Origin of the sequence: Nocardioides sp. (assembly GCF_035503875.1) — a bacterium.
Lineage (GTDB): Bacteria > Actinomycetota > Actinomycetes > Propionibacteriales > Nocardioidaceae > Nocardioides.
Window position 1 is genome coordinate 1 of sequence record NZ_DATJTA010000049.1, and the last position, 17659, is coordinate 17659.

Below are 17659 nucleotides of genomic sequence, written 5' to 3' on the forward strand. Positions count from 1 at the left end.
AACCTCGCCCGCCGCCGCTGCCAACGACGACCCCGCACACACCAGATCGAAGAACCTCGACCGGACCACGTCCGGCACACGCTTCCTCGGCACCACAACACCTCCATCAGTCGGTGTTGCTTCGACCAGCTGAATCCGCCCAGTGCGAAGGTGTCGAAGGGGCTGTAGGAGACAGTGATCACGGCCCCGAAGGTGTTGTCGGTACCAGTGACCGAGGCGCCGTCCAACGCCGACCCGATACGCCGAGTCACCTGACTGATCGCATTTGCGATCCCGGCCAGGAGACTCGTCTTTCCGACGCCGTTGTAGCCAATGACGACGTTGGTCCGACCTGGAAGCCCGGTGGTGTCATCGAAGTCGAAGACGAGGTTGAGGCTGGAAGGGGGGTGGTTGTAGGTGAAGTTGGCGATGCCAGTGACCCGTTTCTGACCACGCAGTATCTCAGGTCCGACTTTAAGTGCGTTGGTAGCTTGACCGAAACGAAGCACCGAGGTTCCCCACGCTGGCTCCTGCTCGAACGAGGCCGCAATGGTCGGATCGGCGGCGACATCCCGGATGCCGCGGAGGAGCTGTTCGCGGATCAAAGGATCGATCGTCATGAGCTTCTCGTAGTACTCGACTTCCTGACCAAGAGAGCAGTAGCTCTCGTCCAGCTCGACGAACGAGGTCGGGACCTGGTGAGGGCCTTTTACCTGACCGCGCTTCATAATCTTGACGCCTTCGAGGTCCAGGATCTCCCCGTCGTGGTGCAGTTCGGCACCGAAGAGTGTGCGAAAGCTGTAGTCGTTCCAGGTGTTCGCCCGCAGTACGACCAGCGGCCGTGGGCTCGCCGGCACGGCTTCGAACCGTTCCAAGACGATGAAGTCCATCTCTGCCTTTCATGCCGCAGGACGCAGCAGTCGCCAGCGCGGTGCCGGTCCGTTACGGGCGGCCTCACATGTCGTGTTCGGCCCAAGCCTATTCAGATCACCTGCCTGATGCTGGGTCGTCCCGGAACACGCGGCTCGCGACGGAGGTGATTTCGCAAGCACTCAGGTGATTGACGCACCTGCCGCCTAAGCGAGAGGACCGAACGCGATTGGGGTCTCTTTCGAGCGTTGGCGGCCGGACGGCCGGCCGCTTGAGCCAGAACCCACAGACGAGCAACTGGCAGAGCATTACCGCGCTGGCTCGCCTCTACCCGGCTGCTGCCCGGCAACTTTCGGCGGTCCGCGCGTGACCCCGTTCGATGACAGCGCGACGTCGATCTAGGCGGGATGCCCGGTCAGTGCGGCCATGATCGGACCTCAACTGATCTGGTAGGCGTTCGGCTCTGTCGGGCGGACCGAGAGTGGGACGCACCCAGTCAATTGGCCGGGCAGTACCAGACGACCCCGTCGCGGGAGATGCGCGGCTCACAGTCGGTGCGGTCCTCGACGCCGGGGAGGGCGGCGGTCGAGGTGATGAGCGGGTGGTCGCTCAGCTTGCGGCCCTGGCTCTGCGAGTCTGACTGGAAGTCCGAGAACGTGAGGTCCTGGGTCCCGAAGATCCAGTCGACGTCGAGCTTGGGAGGCAGGACGCACGAGCCGTCGCGGATGGTGACGCCGTTGGGGGAGTGCATGCCGCTCGCGGTGGCGAAGGGGCAGGCGAACTCCTTGCGGTCGTTCATGTCACCGGTGACGACGACCGGCGTGCCGTCGGCGCTGAGCTCCTTGGCGAGCTTGGCCTCGATCTGCAGGGCCTGGGCGCGCAGGTGCGCCGCGTCGCCGGCGACGTTCGCGGGGTTGTGGAAGTTCGCGAACCACACGCGGCGGCCCGACTCGAGGTGCTCGAGGAGGACGTACGGCATCGGGGTGGGCTTGCCGCGGAAGTACGGGACCTCCACGGTGCGCGTCGTCAGCGCCTCCCACTGGTCGGTGCGCCACACGATCGAGTTGTCGGCGAGCCAGTTGCCGAGCTCCACCCCGGGGTAGATCCCCCAGGCGTCGCCCGTGCGCGCCCGCAGCTGGTGCACCTGGGGGTACTGGAACTCCTGCAGGCCGGCGACGGACACGCCCTTGGCGCCGAGCAGCTCCAGCTGCGCGGGAAGCCGCTGCTCGGCGGCGGCGTACCCCTTACGGCGCTTGGGGCCGCGGGTGTGGCTCGCGCCGAGGACGTTGTACGACGCCACGGTGAACGTCGCTCCCTCCCAGGCCCGGGGCGGCACCCGGGTGAGCCCGCGGCTGCCCATCACCTCGTCGAGCCGGGCGATCGAGGGGAACGACATCCCCGGCGTCGTGATCTTCGGGGCGCCGGTCGTCGGCGCGGGGTTCGTCGCGGCCGGCCCGGACGGGGTGGCGCCCGGGGGGACCGGAGCGGTCTCCGACGGCGAGGGGGTGGCGGTGGGGGTCGGCGAGGCCGAGAACGTGGGCTGCTCGGTCGCGTCGTCCTCGCGGGCCGACTGCGGCGAGCCGGAGGGGGTGAGGACGTCGAGCGTGGACGGCACCAGGGTCACCACGAGGGCGAGGACCATCGCCACGACCGCCGCCAGGCCGACGACGAGCTCCGCGGTCGACGGGCGGGAGCCGCGCCGGGCGCGAGCGCCGCGGGCACGGAGCCACCTGGTCACACGAATCGCTCCTCCGCCTGGGTTCCGCAGCCCCCCGAGGGTAACCGGTGGCCGGTCGCCGTACCGCCTCGGCGGCCCCCGCGGACCTGCCCCCGGCGCTAAGTGACTCACCGGTATCCTTCCGGCGTTCGTGTCGTACGCCACCCCGCCACATCGAGGAGTACTCATGGGTCGCCTGTGCCAGACCGAGGGACTGTCCGAGGACCAGCGCGAGATCCTGAAGGCGGTGCGGACCTTCGTCGAGGAGCGGATCCTCCCGGTCGCGACCGAGCTGGAGCACGCCGACGAGTACCCCGCCGAGATCGTCGAGGGGCTCAAGGAGCTCGGGATCTTCGGGCTGATGATCCCCGAGGAGTACGACGGCCTCGGGGAGTCGCTGCTGACCTACGCGCTGTGCGTGGAGGAGATCGCGCGCGGCTGGATGAGCGTCTCTGGCGTGATCAACACCCACTTCATCGTGGCCTACATGCTGATGCGCCACGGCACCGAGGAGCAGAAGCGGAAGTACCTCCCGCGGATGGCCACCGGTGAGATCCGCGGCTCCTTCTCGATGTCCGAGCCCGGTCTGGGCTCCGACGTGGCGGCGATCCGCACGAAGGCCACCCGCGGCGACGACGGCGGGTACACGATCGACGGTCAGAAGATGTGGCTGACCAACGGTGGCACGTCGAACCTGATCGCGGTGCTGGTCAAGACCGACGAGGGCGCGGACAGCGTCTACAAGAACATGACGACGTTCCTGGTGGAGAAGGAGCCGGGCTTCGGCGAGACCGCGCAGGGTCTGACCATCCCGGGCAAGATCGACAAGATGGGCTACAAGGGCGTCGACACCACCGAGGCGGTCTTCGAGGGCCACCGCATCGGTGCCGAGCAGATCCTGGGCGGCGAGCCGGGCAAGGGCTTCTACCAGATGATGGACGGCGTCGAGGTCGGCCGCGTCAACGTCGCGGCCCGCGCCTGCGGCATCGCCAACCGCGCCTTCGAGCTGGCCATCGCCTACGCCCAGCAGCGCGAGACCTTCGGCAAGCCGATCGCCGAGCACCAGGCGATCCTGTTCCGGATCGCGGAGATGGCGACCAAGGTCGAGGCCAGCCACGCGATGATGGTCAAGGCCGCCCGCGGCAAGGACAAGGGCGAGCGCAACGACGTCGAAGCCGGGATGGCCAAGATGCTCGCCGCGGAGTACTGCAACGAGGTCGTCTCCGACTCCTTCCGCATCCACGGCGGCTACGGCTACTCCAAGGAGTACGAGATCGAGCGGCTCTACCGCGAGGCCGCGTTCATGCTCATCGGCGAGGGCACCTCCGACATCCAGAAGATGATCATCGGCCGGAGCCTGCTGAAGGACTACGCCCTCCAGGGCTGAGGAGGCAGTACGGCATGGTCGCGCGCGTCTTCCTGCACATCGGGCTGCCCAAGACGGGTACGACGTACCTCCAGCGGATCCTCTGGTCGAACCGCGGCCGGCTGCGTGAGGACGGCGTCGTCCTGCCCGGCGGCGGCCACCGCGAGCACCTCTGGGCCGCGCTGGAGGTCCAGGGCCGCAAGCACCTCGAGCGGCGCGACCCCCGGGCGCCGGGCACCTGGGAGCGGCTGTGCGCCGAGCTCGACGCCGCCGACGGCACCGGGCTGATCACCCACGAGTTCTTCTGCGGTGCGAGCGCGCCCCAGGTACGCCGCGCGCTGGAGCGGCTCGCGCCCGCCGAGGTGCACGTCGTCGTGACGGCCCGGCACGCGGCCGGCATGCTGACGGCCGGCTGGCAGGAGATGGTCAAGAACGGCAGCGAGCTCGACCTGCACGCCGCGGCCGAGGCGGACACCCGCTCGGAGTTCGGCTGGCGCACCTGGGACCTGGCCGGCGTGCTGGAGCGGTGGGGACGGGTCCTTCCGCCGGAGCGCATCCACGTGCTGCCCGTGCCGGGACGCGAGGCGTCGCCCGACCAGCACTGGCGCAACTTCGCCGGCGTCCTCGGGCTCACGGGGGACTACGTGGTCGAGAGCGAGGCGGTGAACCCGTCGCTGGGCGCCGTCCAGGTCGAGCTGCTCCGACGCGTCAACGCCCACCTCGGGTCGTTCCACACCGCCTTCGACCGGGGGCGCTGGATCCGCGGTCACCTGGCGGAGGGCCGCCTCGCCGAGCAGCAGGGGCAGCGGGCCGGCCTCGACGAGGAGCTGCTGGCGGACTGCCGGCGGCGCAGCCGCCGCGCGGTGGACCTGATCGTCGAGCGCGGCCACCCGGTGGTCGGCGACGTCGACTCGCTGCTGGTCCCCGACGACCTCCCCGCGGGGCGGTCCCTGGACTCGATCACCGACGGCGAGATGCTCGAGTCGGCGACCCGGCTGGTCGGCGTACTCCTCGAGGACGTGCGGGAGCTGACGGCGGAGCTGGAGCGCCGCGACGAGCAGTCCGAACGCGCCGCGACGCCGCTGCGACGGGCCGCGCGCGTGCTGCGCCGGGGGCGCGGCGACTGAGCCGAGAATCGTAAAATCCCCTCGCTCCTCGGGTAGGTTGCAGCCCGTGTCAGCGTCGAACCCGCTCGTGCCCGCCCGCTCTCGGTCCCCGAGAGGGACGGTCCGCGCCCGTCTCGCCGTCCTCGTCGTCGCCGTCGTGGCGGCGGCCCTGATCGGCCCGATCGCCGCGGCCCCGATCACCGCACCGGCCCAGGCGGCCGAGCGCAAGGGCGGCTGGCGGCCGACGCCGGGGGTCAAGTTCAACACCCCGCGGGTCGGTGGCGAGCGACAGTTCCGGCTGGAGCAGCAGGTCATCGCGGCCATCCGGAAGGCCCGGAAGGGCTCCACCATCAAGATGGTGATGTTCTCCTTCGACCGGACGCAGGTCGCCGACGCGCTCATCGAGGCCCGGCGCAAGCGCAAGGTCCACGTGCAGGTGATCGTCAACGGCCACGAGCTCCCGGCCGCCCAGAAGAAGCTGCGCTCCTCCCTCGGCAGCAAGCGCAGCCGGAAGAGCTTCTTCTACCAGTGCAAGGCCAGCTGCCGGGGCCAGGGCGACGTCCAGCACAGCAAGTTCGTGCTGTTCTCGCACACCGGCACGGCCAAGAACGTCGTCATGCTCGGCTCGCTGAACATGAAGCTCAACGGCGCCGAGAACCAGTGGAACGACCTGCTGACGCTCAACAACAAGCGCCGGCTGTACGCGACCCTCAACACGGTCTACAACGAGATGCGCCGCGACCGGCTGGCGAAGCATCCGTACCTGCGCAAGTCCATCGGCAAGTTCGGGCTGTTCGTCCTGCCGTTCCCGCGGGACAAGGCGGCGACCAAGCGCACCCGGTGGACGCCGACGCGCGACCCGATCTCGCGGCTGCTCGCCCCGGTGAAGTGCCTGGGCGCGCGCACCGACACCGGACGCACCATCATCCGGGTCAACATGCACGCCTGGGACGGCGACCGCGGGGTGATGATCGCCAACCGCTTGCGTGACCTCTACGCCAAGGGCTGCGACGTCAAGATCATGGTCGGGTACGCCGGCGGCCGCGTACGCGACGTCTTCGCCAGGCCCACCGGCCGCGGCCTGATGCCCGTGCGCAGCACCGGCTTCGACACCGACGAGGACGGCGAGATCGACCTCTACAGCCACACCAAGATCCTGCTGGTCAACGGCAACTACGACGGCGAGCGCGGCCGCAAGATGGTCGTCACCGGGTCCAGCAACTTCCAGAACGGCGGCCAGTACGGCGACGAGCTGATCCTGCGGGTCTTCGAGAACACGCTCTACCGCAGCTACGCCGACAACTGGGGCATGGTCTGGCGCTCGCACACCCACGGCTTCTCGTGGGGCGGCGCGGCCGGGGTGCCCGACGGCGCGGCGATCGCCGGCCGCTGGATGATGCCGCGGATCTACGCCGACGACCTGGGGACGAACAGCCCGGAGTGGCGCAACGAGTGAGCCCGGCGGCCGACGGACGGCCGCGGGCTTAACCCGTCGACTCCGGCGCACGAGCGTGCTTGGCTGGACCGACAGCCCGCCCCCCACCCTCCGGAGGACCCCATGACGGACGCCAACGGCGCGAACGACGACCTCAAGGCGAAGATGCGCGAGGCGCTCGACCGCAAGCAGTCCAACGACCGCGGCGTACCGAAGGACGGTCCGGTCAAGGAGAAGGCGCACGGTTCCGAGGTCGCCGACAACGCCCCGAAGATGCACCGGCGCAAGGCCGGCGGCGGCGGGAGCTGACCTCGCGTCCCTGCGCGTGGGGTGACATTACCCACGCGTAGGGACGGATGCGCCGCGCCCGTCGCAGGGGGCATCATCGGCGCATGCAGTTCGGACGCAGCTACGAAGAGTTCGAGGTCGGCGCGACCTACAAGCACTGGCCCGGCAAGACGGTCACCGAGTACGACGACCATCTGTTCAGCCTGCTGACCATGAACCACCACCCCCTGCACATCGACGAGAACTACGCCGTCGAGACCACCCAGTTCAAGAAGAACGTCGTGGTGGGCAACTACGTGTACTCGATCCTGCTCGGCATGAGCGTCCCGGACGTCTCGGGCAAGGCGATCGCCAACCTGGAGGTCGAGTCGCTGCGCCACGTCGCGCCGACCTTCCACGGCGACACGATCTACGGCGAGAGCACCGTGCTCGACAAGTTCGAGTCGAAGTCTAAGGACGACCGCGGCATCGTCCACGTGGAGACCATCGGCTACAACCAGCACGGCACGGTCGTGTGCATCTTCCGGCGCAAGGTGATGGTGCCGAAGAACAGCTACCTGGAGGCCCGCGGCGGCGAGCAGCCCGGTCGTCCCGTGCCGCAGCCGGACAAGAACTGGAGCGGTCCGGCGTCCCCGGACGGTGGATCAGCCTCGGACTGAGGCCACCACGCGGGGCACGAACGCCGGCGCGAGCGGGATGATGCCCAGCACCAGGATCATCGGGACGGCGAAGCCGATCCGCAGCGAGTCCGCGCCGATCAGCCCGGTGAGCACCGAGCCGAGCAGCGCGCCGACGTAGTTGAACTGGTTGAACCGGGCGATCACGGCGTCGACCCGGGCCTGGCGCACGGCCGGGTCGAAGCCCTCGCCGCCGGCGATCTGGGCCGCGGCGGAGAAGCTCAGCGGAGCCACGACGGCCACGCCCGCGCCGAGCAGCGAGAAGCCCGCGACGGCCATCGGCCAGCTGGTCGAGAAGACGACCAGGGCCAGGGCCGCGGCCCCGAGCAGCGCGCCCGCCCGGAGGACCAGGACGGCGCCGTACCGCCGCACCAGCGAGTCGCCCGCGATCCGCACGACGCCGCTGGCCAGCAGGTAGCCGAGGGCGGAGAGCGACACGTAGCGCTCCGGGGTGCTGAAGGTGTGGTCGAGGAAGAGCGGTCCCCAGGTCTGCACGGCGGTGTCGACCATGTAGAAGAGCACCATCGCGATGCCGACCAGGATGATCGGGCGCCAGGGGACGGCGACCTGGGCGGCCAGCTCGGTCGGTCCGTGGTCGCGGGGCAGGAACGCGCCGAATGCCGCGACGAGCGGCACCACCGCGAGGACGGCGGTCGCGGGCAGCGGCAGGTCCGCGGTCAGGAGCGTGAGCGCGGCGCCGACCACGCCGCCGAGCGTCCACGCGCCGTGGAACGAGGGGAGGATCGGCCGCCCGTAGCGGTGCTCGAGCGCGACGGCCTGCATGTTGGTGCTGGCGTCCACGATGCCGAGGCCCACGCCGTACAGGCCCACGCCGGCGACGAAGACGGGCGTGGAGGGCGCCGTGCTGATGAGCGGGACCGCCAGCGCCACCAGCAGCAGCCCGGCGCGGAGCAGCAGCGCGCTGTCGCGCCGCTTCGCCAGCGCCTCGGCGACCACGGACCCCGCTCCCGCCAGCAGGATCATCATCAGCAGCACCAACGACAGGGTCACGTCCGAGAGGTGCCACTTGTCCTGGAACTCGGGCAGCCGGGTGGTCAGGCTGAGCAGGACCAGGGCCTGGCCGAAGAACGCCGCGGCGACGGCCACGCGGGCCCGGGTGAGTGGCATAGGGGTCAACCTAGGGTCAAACCTCGCGCCGTGGGGCGGTACGGCATGCTGAGGGCATGAGCAAGCCGGATCGCGACATCGAGAAGATCTACTCCACCGAGGAGGTCGTCGCGAAGCTGCGCCGACTGGCCGACGCGCTGGAGACCGGGAAGTCCTTCCGGATCCAGATCGCGGGGGAGCGGTTCCGGGTGCCGGTGCGCGCCGAGTTCTCGATCGAGCACGAGCGCGGCGACGGCGAGGAGGAGGTGGAGTTCCAGCTCCGCTGGAACCTCGAGAACGACGCCGAGGACGACGAGGGTCCGGTCGTCTGAGCCACCGTCATGGGTGACGAGCTGTGGTTGGTCCGGCACGGCCAGACCGAGTGGAGCCGAGACGGCCGGCACACGTCGGTCACCGACCTGCCGCTGCTGCCGGAGGGCGAGGAGGTCGCGCGCGGGCTGCCCGCGCGGCTGGCCGGCACCGACTTCGTGCAGGTGCTGACGAGCCCGAGGCAGCGCGCGCGTCGTACCGCCGAGCTGGCGGGGTACGCCGACGCGGAGGTCGACGAGGACCTCGTCGAGTGGGCGTATGGCGACTACGAGGGCATCACCACCGCCGAGATCCGGGAGCGCGTCCCGGACTGGACGATCTGGTCCGGGCCGGTGCCGGGAGGCGAGTCGGCCGCGCAGGTGGGCGAGCGGCTCGACCGGGTCGTGGCCCGCGCGCGGGCCGCCGACGGGGCGACGCTGGTCTTCGCCCACGGGCACTCGCTGCGGGCGCTGGCCGCCCGCTGGCTGGGGCTGCCGGTCAGCGAGGGACGGCTGCTCCGCCTGGACACCGCGACGGTGTCGGTGCTCGGTGAGGAGCGCGGCCAACCGGTCGTGCTGCGCTGGAACTCTTGACGTGCCGCGGGCGCGGTCCGCACGGTGGTCTCCATGCCCGACCCTGGCTGTCCCCGCTGCTCGACCCCGGTCGCGCCCCTCGACGCGGACGGTGTCGTCGCGTGTCCCGAGCACGGCAGCGTCGCGCCGCTGTGGCGTCCCGCGGAGTCGTCGTACGACGGGTTCGCCGAGCACCTGCGACGCGCGGCCGGCTTCCCGACGTACCTGCCCTGGCCGCTGAGCCCGGGCTGGAGCGTCACCGACTTCGCGGCGGTGGGCGGGCCGGACCGGCCGCGGGCGACGATGACCTGCTGCTCGGGGACCAGCGAGCTGGACGGCCCGGTCGACGTGCTCGTGGTGAGCGAGGAGCCCGGCACTGGCCTGGGTGCCCGGGTCGCCGGCACGTTGCACGACGACCCCGGTGCCGACATCGTGGAGGGGCCGCCCGCCGTGCAGGTGCGGATCGGCAGCCAGGCCGTCCGCCTGTGGCCGGTGTCGACCAGTCGCGACACGGGGGAGTGGGACCGCTCGGTCGTGGCGGGGGAGGCGGCCGGACGATGGCTGTGGATCGTGCTGCGGCCGGCTTCCGCGATGCTGCTGCTGCGCGACGACTGGATCCTGCGCGACGTCTCGGCCCTGGGGCCGCCGCTGCTCGCGCTGCCGTTCGGTGGACCGCGGCTGCACTGGTGACCTGAGCCGGGCCGACGCTGCGGAATCGGCGCCGGGCCGCCTCCTCGCTACCCTGGGACGGGTGCGCATCGACCTCCACACCCACTCCCGGGCGAGCGATGGCACCCAGACCCCGCGCGAGCTGGTCCAGGCCGCGGCCGCGGCCGGTCTCGACGTCCTGGCGATCACCGACCACGACACCTCCGCGGGCTGGACCGAGGCGGCCGCGGCCGCCGACGAGTACGGCGTCGAACTGGTGCGCGGCATGGAGATCAGCACCCGGCACGGGCACTGGGGCGTCCACCTGCTGGCCTACCTCCCGGACCCGACGTACGCCCCGCTGGTCGACGAGCTCGACGCCGTGCTGGACGGCCGCAGCGCCCGGGTCCCGATGATGCTGGAGCGGCTGCGCGGGCTGGGCATCGCCATCGACGACGAGGACGTACGACGGGCCGCGCACGGCACCGCCGCGACCGGCCGGCCGCACGTCGCGGACGCCCTGGTCACCCTGGGCGTGGTCGCCGATCGCACCGAGGCGTTCGACCGCTTCCTCGGGGCCGGTCGGCCCGCCAACGTCCAGCGGTACGCCGCCCCGCTGCTCGACACCATCCGCCACGTCACGGCGGCGGGAGGCGTCAGCGTCATCGCCCACCCGTGGGGGCGCAGCCTGCACCGGCTGTCGGAGGCCGACCTCGCCGGTTTCCGCGACGCCGGACTGTCGGGGCTGGAGGTCGACCACCAGGACCACGACCGGGAGGCCCGGGCGGAGCTGCGCGCCATCGCGGGCAACCTGGGCCTCGTCGTCACCGGCTCCAGCGACCACCACGGCGCGGGCAAGAACGACCACGAGCTCGGGGTGAACACCACCGCGCCGGACCAGTACGAGCGTCTCCTCGACCTCGCCGACGCCGCCGCGTCCGCCGCGGGCCGCGCGACCCCGGAGATCGTCCGGGGATGAGCGTCCTCGACACCGTCCTGCTCGTCGAGGTCTTCGTGACCCTGTTCGTGATCATGGACCCCGTCGGCACCGTGCCGATCTTCCTGTCGCTGACCAGCGGCCGGTCCGCGGCGACCTCGCGACGGGCCGCCTGGCAGGCGGTCGGTGTGTCGTTCCTCGTCATCACCTGCTTCGCCTTCTTCGGCCAGCAGATCCTGTCCTACCTGCACATCTCGCTGCCGGCGCTGCAGGCGGCCGGGGGACTGCTGCTGCTCCTGGTCGCCCTGGAGCTGCTCACCGGCAAGGAGGACTCGATGGGCGGGTCGGCGGGTGGCAACGTCGCGCTCGTGCCGCTGGGGACCCCGCTGCTGGCCGGTCCGGGCGCGATCGTCGCGACCATGCTCTTCGTGGAGCGGGTCGACGACAGCGCGACCTTCCTGGCGGTGGGGCTCGGCATCGTCGGCGTCCACCTCTGCCTGTGGGCGGCCATGCGGTTCTCGCTGCCGATCCTGCGGCTGATCCGGGAGAGCGGCGTCCTGCTGGTCACCCGGATCGCCGGCCTGCTGCTCTCCGCGATCGCCGTCCAGCTGGTCGCCGACGCCGTACGCGCCTTCATCGCGGGTGAGGGCTGACGCTACTTCCGGCCCAGGCTCTGGAAGCGCTGCAGCAGGGAGTTCGGCACCAGCCGGGCGGCGGTCGTGATGACCTTGTACTGCGCGCCGGGCACGGAGTAGACCCGGCCCCGGTCGTAGTCGGCCAGGGCGCGCGCGACCAGGTCGTCGGCCTCCAGCCACATGAAGTCGGGCGCGGAGCCGCGGCTGACGTCCATCCGCTGGTGGAACTCGGTCTTGGTGAACCCCGGGCACAGCGCCATCACGGTGACGCCCTTCCCGCGGTACTCGTTGGCCGCCCACTCGCTGAAGCTGTTCACCCAGGCCTTCGCCGCGGAGTAGCTGCCGCGGGGCAGGAAGGCCGCCACGCTCGAGACGTTGATGACGCCGCCGTGGCCGCGCTCGCTCATCGGGCCGAGCGCGGCGTGGGAGAGGCGCAGCACCGCGGTGACCAGCACGTCCAGCATCGCGGTCTCGGCCTCGACGTCGTTGTCGAGGAAGCGGCGCTTGAGCCCGAAGCCGGCGTTGTTCACCAGCAGCTCGACCGGCCGCTCCGGGTCCCGCAGCCGCTCCTCCACGGTGGCGAGGGCGTCGCGGTCGGCGAGGTCGGCGGGCAGCACCTCCGCGGTCACGCCGTACGACGCCTGCAGCTCGGCCGCGAGCTCCTCGAGGCGCCGGGTGTCCCGGGCGACCAGGACCAGGTCGTGCCCGCGGCGGGCGAGCTGCTCGGCGAAGGACCGGCCGATGCCCGCGGTCGGACCGGTCACCAGAGCGGTGCCGCGCGAGGTGCCGGGGGAGGTGTCGGGAGGGGTGCTGGGAGACATGCGACCCAGTCAAGCAGTGCCTCCCCGACGTGCGCCTCCCGTCGGGCATGATGGGCACCGATGACGACGACACTGGCGGTCGCCAACCAGAAGGGCGGCGTCGCGAAGACCACCTCGGTGGCCTCCATCGGCGCGGCCCTCGCCGAGCTGGGGCACTCCGTGCTGCTCGTCGACCTGGATCCGCAGGCCTGCCTGACGTTCTCCCTCGGCATCGACCCCGAGGACCTCGAGGTGTCGATCCACCACGTGCTCACCCAGGGCGTCGACCCCGCCGAGGTGATCCTCGAGACCGAGGACGGCGTCGACCTGCTGCCGGCGACCATCGAGCTGGCCCGCGCCGAGGCGGACCTGCTGACCCGCACCGGCCGCGAGCATGTCATCAAGACCGCCCTCGAGGACCTCGACGTCGAGTACGACTGGATCCTGCTCGACTGCCCGCCCTCGCTGGGCGTGCTGACCGTCGCCGCCCTGACCGCCGCCACCGGCGTGCTGGTGCCGCTGCAGTGCGAGACCCTGTCGCACCGCGGGGTGGGGCAGCTGCTCGACACCGTCCACGACGTACGCCGCTTCACCAACAAGCGGCTCGAGGTCTGGGGCGTGCTCCCGACCCTGTATGACGGCCGCACCAACCACGCGCGCACCGTGCTGGAGACGATCTCGCAGACCTACGACCTCGAGGTCGTGGAGCCGCCGATCCCGAAGACGATCAAGTTCGCCGAGGCGCCGGCCGCCGGTCGCTCGATCCTCGCCACCAGCCGGTCGAGCCGGGGCGCGGGCGCGTACCGCGAGGTCGCGGCCAACCTGGTCACCCGCGCCCAGCGCACGCCGGCCCGGCGGGCGACGAGGTGAGCAGGCACCGGGCCACGGCGGTCCGGCCCCGCTACGGCCGGATCTCGGTGCTGGGGGCCGCCCTGGCGGTCACCCTCGTCGCCGTCCTCGGCGGCACCGGCGCGCTGCCCGCCGCCCTCTCCGGCACCAACGAGCCCTCCGCGGCGATCGTGCGGGACGGGCAGGGCGACCCGACGCCCGCCCCGGCCGCGCCGACCGCCGAGGCCGAGGCGGAGGTGGAGGCCGAGGTGCAGGCCGAGATTCAGGCCGAGGCGGTGCAGGTCGACCCCGCCGCCGACACGACCCTGCCCGCCGACTCCGGCTCCGGCCGGCGCATCGTCTTCAGCGAGAGCCGGCAGCGGGTCTGGCTGGTCGAGGACGGCGAGCGGGTACGCCGTACCTACCTGGCCTCGGGCAGCCTCTCCGACAACCTCGACCCCGGCACGTACGACGTCTACTCCCGCTCCGAGAACGCCGTCGGCATCGACGACTCCGGGACGATGAAGTACTTCGTGCGCTTCACCCGCGGGAACACCGGCGCCGCGATCGGCTTCCACGACATCCCCGTCGACGAGGGCAAGCCGGTGCAGACCGTCGCCCAGCTCGGCACCCCGCAGTCGCACGGCTGCATCCGCCAGCGCCGTGCGGACGCGATCGCGCTGTGGAAGTTCGCCCCGCTCGGCACCACGGTCGTCGTCACGGCTTGAGCACGGAACCCCCGGCGTACCAGGTACGCCGGGGGCTCCGGGGCGATCGTGGGGCTCAGGCCTCCGCGGGGGCGTTGCCGCCCCCGGAGGACCGGCGGCGGCGCCGGCGGTTGCGGCTCGCGCCGGCGGGACGCTCCGCGCCCTCGGCGGCAGCGCCCTCGGTGGTGGCGCCGTCGGCGGCGGGAGCGGCATCGGTGGTGACCTGCTCGCCGCCCCGCGTGCGGGTGCGGGTGCGGTTCCGGTTGCGCGGCGGCCGCTCGCGCTCCTCGCGCGGCTTGCGCTCGACGGGCGCGGGGTCGACGATGCGGCCCTTGGTGCCCGGCGGGATGCCCTGGTCGTGGAAGAGGTGCTCGGAGCTGGAGTAGGTCTCCAGCGGCTCGTCGAACGGCAGGTCGAGGGTCTTGTTGATCATCTTCCAGCGGTGCAGGTCGGCCCAGTCGACCATGGTGATCGCGATGCCGGAGGCGCCCGCGCGGCCGGTGCGGCCGATCCGGTGGACGTAGGTCTTGTCGTCCTCGGGGCAGGTGTAGTTGATGACGTGCGAGACCCCGCGGACGTCGATGCCGCGGGCGGCGACGTCGGTGGCGACCAGGACCTGGATCTTGTCCTCGCGGAACTTCGTCAGCGCCTTCTCGCGCGCCACCTGGGCCATGTCGCCGTGCAGCGGGCTGGCCTTGAAGCCGCGCTCGACGAGGTCGTCGGCGACCCGCTGCGCCTGCCGCTTGGTGCGGGTGAAGACGATGATCTTCTCGACGTCCTCGGCCTGCAGGATGCGGCCGATGATCTCCGGCTTGTCGAGGTCGTGGCACTGGTAGATGAACTGGGCCGTGGCCGGCACCGTCGCGTTCTCGTACGACGACTCGGCGCGGATGTTCATCGGGTGCCGCATGTGGATGCGGGCCAGCGAGACGATCGCGGACGGCATGGTGGCCGAGAACAGCATCGTCTGGCGGGTCTCGGGGGTCATCCGCAGCAGCCGCTCGACGTCGGGCAGGAAGCCCAGGTCGAGCATCTCGTCGGCCTCGTCGAGCACCAGCGCGTGCACGTGGGACAGGTCGAGGGCGCGGCGGTTGGCGAGGTCGATCAGCCGGCCCGGCGTACCGACGACGATGTCGACGCCGGCCTCGAGGGCCTCGAGCTGGGTGTCGTAGCCGACGCCGCCGTAGACGGTGAGGACCCGCAGGCCGGTGTCCTTGCTGGCGACCGACATGTCGCTGGAGACCTGGAGCGCGAGCTCGCGGGTCGGGGCGACGATCAGCGCCTGTGGCTTGCCCTGCGGCAGGTCGGCGTACGCCGGGTCCTTGGGCGAGACGCTGCGCTGCAGCACCGGGATGCCGAACGCGAGGGTCTTGCCGGTGCCCGTGCGGGCCTGGCCGATCAGGTCGGTGCCCATCAGGGCGACCGAGAGGGTCATCTCCTGGATGGCGAAGGGGGTCGTGATGCCGGCGCGCTCGAGCGCGTCGCAAATCTCGGGGAGCACCCCGAGCTCTCGGAACGTGGTCAGGATCTTGTCGCTTTCGTGAGTCAGCCGGGATCAACCGAGTGAATGTCGGAAGCGGCGGACTCAGGTGCGGTCTGCCGCGCACATACCGGGGCGGCTCGCCTTCGGTCGTGATGACCCGGGCGGGCGCGCCCTCTCGGGGGCGAGTCTATCGGTAGGGTGCGGAGGTGGCCCCATCGACAGCCGACACGCCCGAGGGTTCCGTGGACGACGGGACCCCGCTGGCCTTCCAGGACCCGGTCTACCGGGAGGCCGTCGTCGATCTGCTGGGGGTCCTCGCGTACGGCGAGATCTCGGCCTTCGAGCGGCTCGCGGAGGACGCCAAGCTGGCGCCCACGCTGGAGGACAAGGTCGCCATCGCGACCATGGCCAGCCGCGAGTTCACCAAGGTCGCCTCGCTCCACGCGCGGATCGTCGAGCTCGACGCGGACCCGTTCGCGGCGATGAAGCCCTTCCGCGAGGCGATCGACCTCTTCCACGAGCACACCGCCCCCGCGGACTGGTTCGAGGGCCTGGTCAAGGCGTACGTCGGGGACGGGCTCGCCGACGACTTCTACCGCGAGATCGCGGCGTACCTCGACCCGGGCACGCGCGACCTGGTGGTGGCCTCCCTGGAGGACACCGGGCACGCCGCGTTCGTCGTCGACCGGGTGCGCGCGGCGATCGCCGCGGACCACCGGCTGGGCGGCCGGCTGGCGCTGTGGGGCCGGCGGCTGATGGGGGAGGCGCTGATCCAGGCGCAGCGGGTCGCGGCCGACCGCGACGCGCTCTCGTCGCTGCTGGCCGGCGGGGTGGACCGTCCCGGTCTGGACCTGGCGGCGATCGGGCGGATGTTCACCCGGCTGACCGAGCGGCACACCGAGCGGATGGCCGAGCTCGGCCTCGAGAGCTGACTCGAGAGCTGACCCTCAGCGGCGTCGCCCGCGCCCGGAGACCGCCGCCGCGCCCGTGACGAGCACGGCGGCGATGCCGATCTGCCAGATGTGCCGCCACCAGTCGAAGCCGGGGGTGGTGGGGGTCCACACGTTGATGTAGATCGCGTTGCCCACCAGCACGCCACCGACCCCGCAGAGCACGGTGAGCCACAGCGGCACCTCGTCGCGCCCCTCGGGCGCGAGCCACTTGCCGAGGATGCCGACGACGGCGCCTCCGAGCAGGGCCCACAACAGGTCGCTGACGAGCATCGGCGGCGGGTCGGTGCTAGCTGCGGAAGCCGACCTGGCCCGTGACGCCGCCGCCGATCTCGACGTAGGAGATCCCCGACGCCGGGACGATGGTCTTGCGGCCCTTGGTGTCGGTCAGCGTGAAGACGCTGCCGGCAGCGACGGCCTCGCCGAGCAGCCTCTCGACCGTCTCGGCGGACTCGGCGGTCTCCACGACCAGCTCGCGCGGCGAGTGCTGGACGCCGATCTTGACCTCCACGGGTACTCCTTCAGCTTGTTGTTGGTGAATCAGTGCTCGTCGGTCTTGGGGTAGCCGCGGATGCCGCGCCAGGCCAGCCCCGCGACCAGCGCGGCCGCGTCGGGCCGGCTGATGCCGCCCGCCTCGGTGAGCCAGAACCGCGCGGAGACCTGGGCCATTCCCACCAGCGATACCGCCAGCAGCCGCGACGCCTCGTCGGGCAGGCCGGTGTCGTCGTGGATGACCTCGGCGATCAGGGCCGCGCACTCCGTGGTCACCCGGTCGACGTGCGCACGGACCGCGGGCTCGTTGGTGAGGTCGGACTCGAAGACGAGGCGGAACGCGCCGGTCTCCTGGGCGACGTACTCGTAGAAGACGTCGATGGCCGCCGCGACCCGCTGCTTGTTGTCCTGCGTGGACTCCAGCGCGCGGCGGCAGTTGTCGATGATCGCGTCGCAGGAGACGTCGAGCAGCGCGAGGTAGAGGTCGAGCTTGCCCGGGAAGTGCTGGTAGAGGACCGGCTTGGACACCCCGGCCCGCTCGGCGATGTCGTCCATCGCCGCCGCGTGGTAACCCTGCGCGACGAACACGCCGAGGGCGGACTCGAGCAGCTGGGCGCGACGCTCGCGTCGCGGCATCCGGCCACCCCGGGGGCGCGTCCCCTCGACGTCGTACTGCCCTGCGCTCACCTGTGCTCCTGACGTGTGTCCTGCAGCGCAGCACCCTACCCGCAGGTACGCCGAGTCCGGATGACG

The 17659-nt window shown here is 71.4% G+C and carries 21 protein-coding genes; 13 read left to right on the top strand and 8 right to left on the bottom strand.

The features are described 5' to 3' along the window. A partial coding sequence (locus VMF51_RS11275) for a hypothetical protein (RefSeq protein WP_325474524.1) occupies nucleotides 1-869 on the bottom strand: 869 nt, incomplete at its 3' end. A gap of 476 nt (nucleotides 870-1345) precedes the next feature. Next, a complete protein-coding gene (locus VMF51_RS11280) occupies nucleotides 1346-2587 on the bottom strand; it encodes an endonuclease/exonuclease/phosphatase family protein (protein WP_325474525.1) in 1242 nt (413 codons plus the stop codon). Between the two features lie 166 nt (nucleotides 2588-2753). Here VMF51_RS11280 and VMF51_RS11285 point away from each other — a divergent pair, with 166 nt between their 5' ends. The 5 genes from VMF51_RS11285 to VMF51_RS11305 all read left to right on the top strand — a co-directional run bounded on the left by VMF51_RS11285 (nucleotide 2754) and on the right by VMF51_RS11305 (nucleotide 7420). Further along, the gene (locus tag VMF51_RS11285; RefSeq protein WP_325474526.1) at nucleotides 2754-3953 is read left to right on the top strand and encodes an acyl-CoA dehydrogenase family protein; all 1200 of its coding nucleotides are present in this window, start codon (nucleotides 2754-2756) and stop codon (nucleotides 3951-3953) included. Between the two features lie 14 nt (nucleotides 3954-3967). Then, the gene (locus tag VMF51_RS11290; protein ID WP_325474527.1) at nucleotides 3968-5059 is read left to right on the top strand and encodes a hypothetical protein; all 1092 of its coding nucleotides are present in this window, start codon (nucleotides 3968-3970) and stop codon (nucleotides 5057-5059) included. Between the two features lie 46 nt (nucleotides 5060-5105). Next, the gene (locus VMF51_RS11295) at nucleotides 5106-6494 is read left to right on the top strand and encodes a phospholipase D-like domain-containing protein (protein ID WP_325474528.1); all 1389 of its coding nucleotides are present in this window, start codon (nucleotides 5106-5108) and stop codon (nucleotides 6492-6494) included. A gap of 102 nt (nucleotides 6495-6596) precedes the next feature. Beyond that, a complete protein-coding gene (locus tag VMF51_RS11300; protein ID WP_325474529.1) occupies nucleotides 6597-6782 on the top strand; it encodes a DUF5302 domain-containing protein in 186 nt (61 codons plus the stop codon). 83 nt (nucleotides 6783-6865) lie between these two features. Then, on the top strand, nucleotides 6866-7420 hold the full coding sequence (locus VMF51_RS11305) for a MaoC family dehydratase (RefSeq protein ID WP_325474530.1): 555 nt from the start codon (nucleotides 6866-6868) through the stop codon (nucleotides 7418-7420). Here the strand turns inward: VMF51_RS11305 and VMF51_RS11310 are convergent. Next, a complete protein-coding gene (locus VMF51_RS11310) occupies nucleotides 7406-8566 on the bottom strand; it encodes an MFS transporter (protein WP_325474531.1) in 1161 nt (386 codons plus the stop codon). The two genes, VMF51_RS11305 and VMF51_RS11310, sit on opposite strands and share 15 nt — an antisense overlap. 56 nt (nucleotides 8567-8622) lie before the next feature. On the opposite strand from VMF51_RS11310, the gene VMF51_RS11315 reads away from it, so the two are divergent. The 5 genes from VMF51_RS11315 (at nucleotide 8623) to VMF51_RS11335 (ending at nucleotide 11664) form a co-directional block, all read left to right on the top strand. After that, the gene (locus VMF51_RS11315) at nucleotides 8623-8877 is read left to right on the top strand and encodes an amphi-Trp domain-containing protein (RefSeq protein ID WP_325474532.1); all 255 of its coding nucleotides are present in this window, start codon (nucleotides 8623-8625) and stop codon (nucleotides 8875-8877) included. 9 nt (nucleotides 8878-8886) lie between these two features. Further along, nucleotides 8887-9447, top strand: coding sequence for a histidine phosphatase family protein (locus VMF51_RS11320; RefSeq protein ID WP_325474533.1), 561 nt, complete (start codon nucleotides 8887-8889; stop codon nucleotides 9445-9447). A gap of 33 nt (nucleotides 9448-9480) precedes the next feature. Then, entirely contained in the window at nucleotides 9481-10116 is a 636-nt protein-coding gene (locus tag VMF51_RS11325) for a DUF6758 family protein (RefSeq protein WP_325474534.1), read from the top strand. 61 nt (nucleotides 10117-10177) lie between these two features. Further along, a complete protein-coding gene (locus tag VMF51_RS11330; RefSeq protein WP_325474535.1) occupies nucleotides 10178-11053 on the top strand; it encodes a PHP domain-containing protein in 876 nt (291 codons plus the stop codon). After that, complete coding sequence (locus tag VMF51_RS11335; RefSeq protein WP_325474536.1) at nucleotides 11050-11664, top strand: MarC family protein; 615 nt, start codon at nucleotides 11050-11052, stop codon at nucleotides 11662-11664. The genes VMF51_RS11330 and VMF51_RS11335 overlap by 4 nt, the downstream gene beginning before the upstream one ends. A 2-nt stretch (nucleotides 11665-11666) precedes the next feature. On the opposite strand, the gene VMF51_RS11340 is transcribed toward VMF51_RS11335, so the two are convergent. Further along, a complete protein-coding gene (locus tag VMF51_RS11340; RefSeq protein WP_325474537.1) occupies nucleotides 11667-12467 on the bottom strand; it encodes an SDR family oxidoreductase in 801 nt (266 codons plus the stop codon). Nucleotides 12468-12527: 60 nt separating this feature from the next. Here VMF51_RS11340 and VMF51_RS11345 point away from each other — a divergent pair, with 60 nt between their 5' ends. Both VMF51_RS11345 and VMF51_RS11350 read left to right on the top strand, forming a co-directional pair. Then, the gene (locus tag VMF51_RS11345; protein ID WP_325474538.1) at nucleotides 12528-13316 is read left to right on the top strand and encodes a ParA family protein; all 789 of its coding nucleotides are present in this window, start codon (nucleotides 12528-12530) and stop codon (nucleotides 13314-13316) included. Then, a complete protein-coding gene (locus VMF51_RS11350; RefSeq protein ID WP_325474539.1) occupies nucleotides 13313-14002 on the top strand; it encodes a L,D-transpeptidase in 690 nt (229 codons plus the stop codon). The genes VMF51_RS11345 and VMF51_RS11350 overlap by 4 nt, the downstream gene beginning before the upstream one ends. A 55-nt stretch (nucleotides 14003-14057) precedes the next feature. Here VMF51_RS11350 and VMF51_RS11355 read toward each other — a convergent pair whose 3' ends face one another. Beyond that, on the bottom strand, nucleotides 14058-15482 hold the full coding sequence (locus VMF51_RS11355; protein WP_414689461.1) for a DEAD/DEAH box helicase: 1425 nt from the start codon (nucleotides 15480-15482) through the stop codon (nucleotides 14058-14060). Between the two features lie 188 nt (nucleotides 15483-15670). Between VMF51_RS11355 and VMF51_RS11360 the strand changes: the two genes are divergently transcribed. Continuing rightward, complete coding sequence (locus tag VMF51_RS11360; RefSeq protein ID WP_325474540.1) at nucleotides 15671-16396, top strand: ferritin-like fold-containing protein; 726 nt, start codon at nucleotides 15671-15673, stop codon at nucleotides 16394-16396. Nucleotides 16397-16411: 15 nt separating this feature from the next. Here VMF51_RS11360 and VMF51_RS11365 read toward each other — a convergent pair whose 3' ends face one another. The 3 genes from VMF51_RS11365 to VMF51_RS11375 are packed head-to-tail and all read right to left on the bottom strand — an operon-like array spanning nucleotide 16412 to nucleotide 17542. Further along, on the bottom strand, nucleotides 16412-16687 hold the full coding sequence (locus VMF51_RS11365) for a hypothetical protein (RefSeq protein ID WP_325474541.1): 276 nt from the start codon (nucleotides 16685-16687) through the stop codon (nucleotides 16412-16414). Nucleotides 16688-16703: 16 nt separating this feature from the next. Next, a complete protein-coding gene (locus VMF51_RS11370; RefSeq protein WP_325474542.1) occupies nucleotides 16704-16925 on the bottom strand; it encodes a DUF3107 domain-containing protein in 222 nt (73 codons plus the stop codon). A gap of 29 nt (nucleotides 16926-16954) precedes the next feature. Beyond that, nucleotides 16955-17542, bottom strand: coding sequence for a TetR/AcrR family transcriptional regulator (locus VMF51_RS11375; RefSeq protein ID WP_325474562.1), 588 nt, complete (start codon nucleotides 17540-17542; stop codon nucleotides 16955-16957). Nucleotides 17543-17659: the final 117 nt, after the last annotated feature.

What these genes read in the sequence shown, in the direction of transcription:
- VMF51_RS11365 (WP_325474541.1), bottom strand. Translation starts at nt 16,687, where the DNA reads ATGCTCGTCAGCGACCTGTTGTGGGCCCTGCTCGGAGGCGCCGTCGTC.
- VMF51_RS11305 (WP_325474530.1), top strand. Translation starts at nt 6,866, where the DNA reads ATGCAGTTCGGACGCAGCTACGAAGAGTTCGAGGTCGGCGCGACCTAC.
- VMF51_RS11310 (WP_325474531.1), bottom strand. Translation starts at nt 8,566, where the DNA reads ATGCCACTCACCCGGGCCCGCGTGGCCGTCGCCGCGGCGTTCTTCGGC.
- VMF51_RS11290 (WP_325474527.1), top strand. Translation starts at nt 3,968, where the DNA reads ATGGTCGCGCGCGTCTTCCTGCACATCGGGCTGCCCAAGACGGGTACG.
- VMF51_RS11300 (WP_325474529.1), top strand. Translation starts at nt 6,597, where the DNA reads ATGACGGACGCCAACGGCGCGAACGACGACCTCAAGGCGAAGATGCGC.
- VMF51_RS11325 (WP_325474534.1), top strand. Translation starts at nt 9,481, where the DNA reads ATGCCCGACCCTGGCTGTCCCCGCTGCTCGACCCCGGTCGCGCCCCTC.
- VMF51_RS11375 (WP_325474562.1), bottom strand. Translation starts at nt 17,542, where the DNA reads ATGCCGCGACGCGAGCGTCGCGCCCAGCTGCTCGAGTCCGCCCTCGGC.
- VMF51_RS11315 (WP_325474532.1), top strand. Translation starts at nt 8,623, where the DNA reads ATGAGCAAGCCGGATCGCGACATCGAGAAGATCTACTCCACCGAGGAG.
- VMF51_RS11345 (WP_325474538.1), top strand. Translation starts at nt 12,528, where the DNA reads ATGACGACGACACTGGCGGTCGCCAACCAGAAGGGCGGCGTCGCGAAG.
- VMF51_RS11340 (WP_325474537.1), bottom strand. Translation starts at nt 12,467, where the DNA reads ATGTCTCCCAGCACCCCTCCCGACACCTCCCCCGGCACCTCGCGCGGC.
- VMF51_RS11285 (WP_325474526.1), top strand. Translation starts at nt 2,754, where the DNA reads ATGGGTCGCCTGTGCCAGACCGAGGGACTGTCCGAGGACCAGCGCGAG.
- VMF51_RS11335 (WP_325474536.1), top strand. Translation starts at nt 11,050, where the DNA reads ATGAGCGTCCTCGACACCGTCCTGCTCGTCGAGGTCTTCGTGACCCTG.
- VMF51_RS11320 (WP_325474533.1), top strand. Translation starts at nt 8,887, where the DNA reads ATGGGTGACGAGCTGTGGTTGGTCCGGCACGGCCAGACCGAGTGGAGC.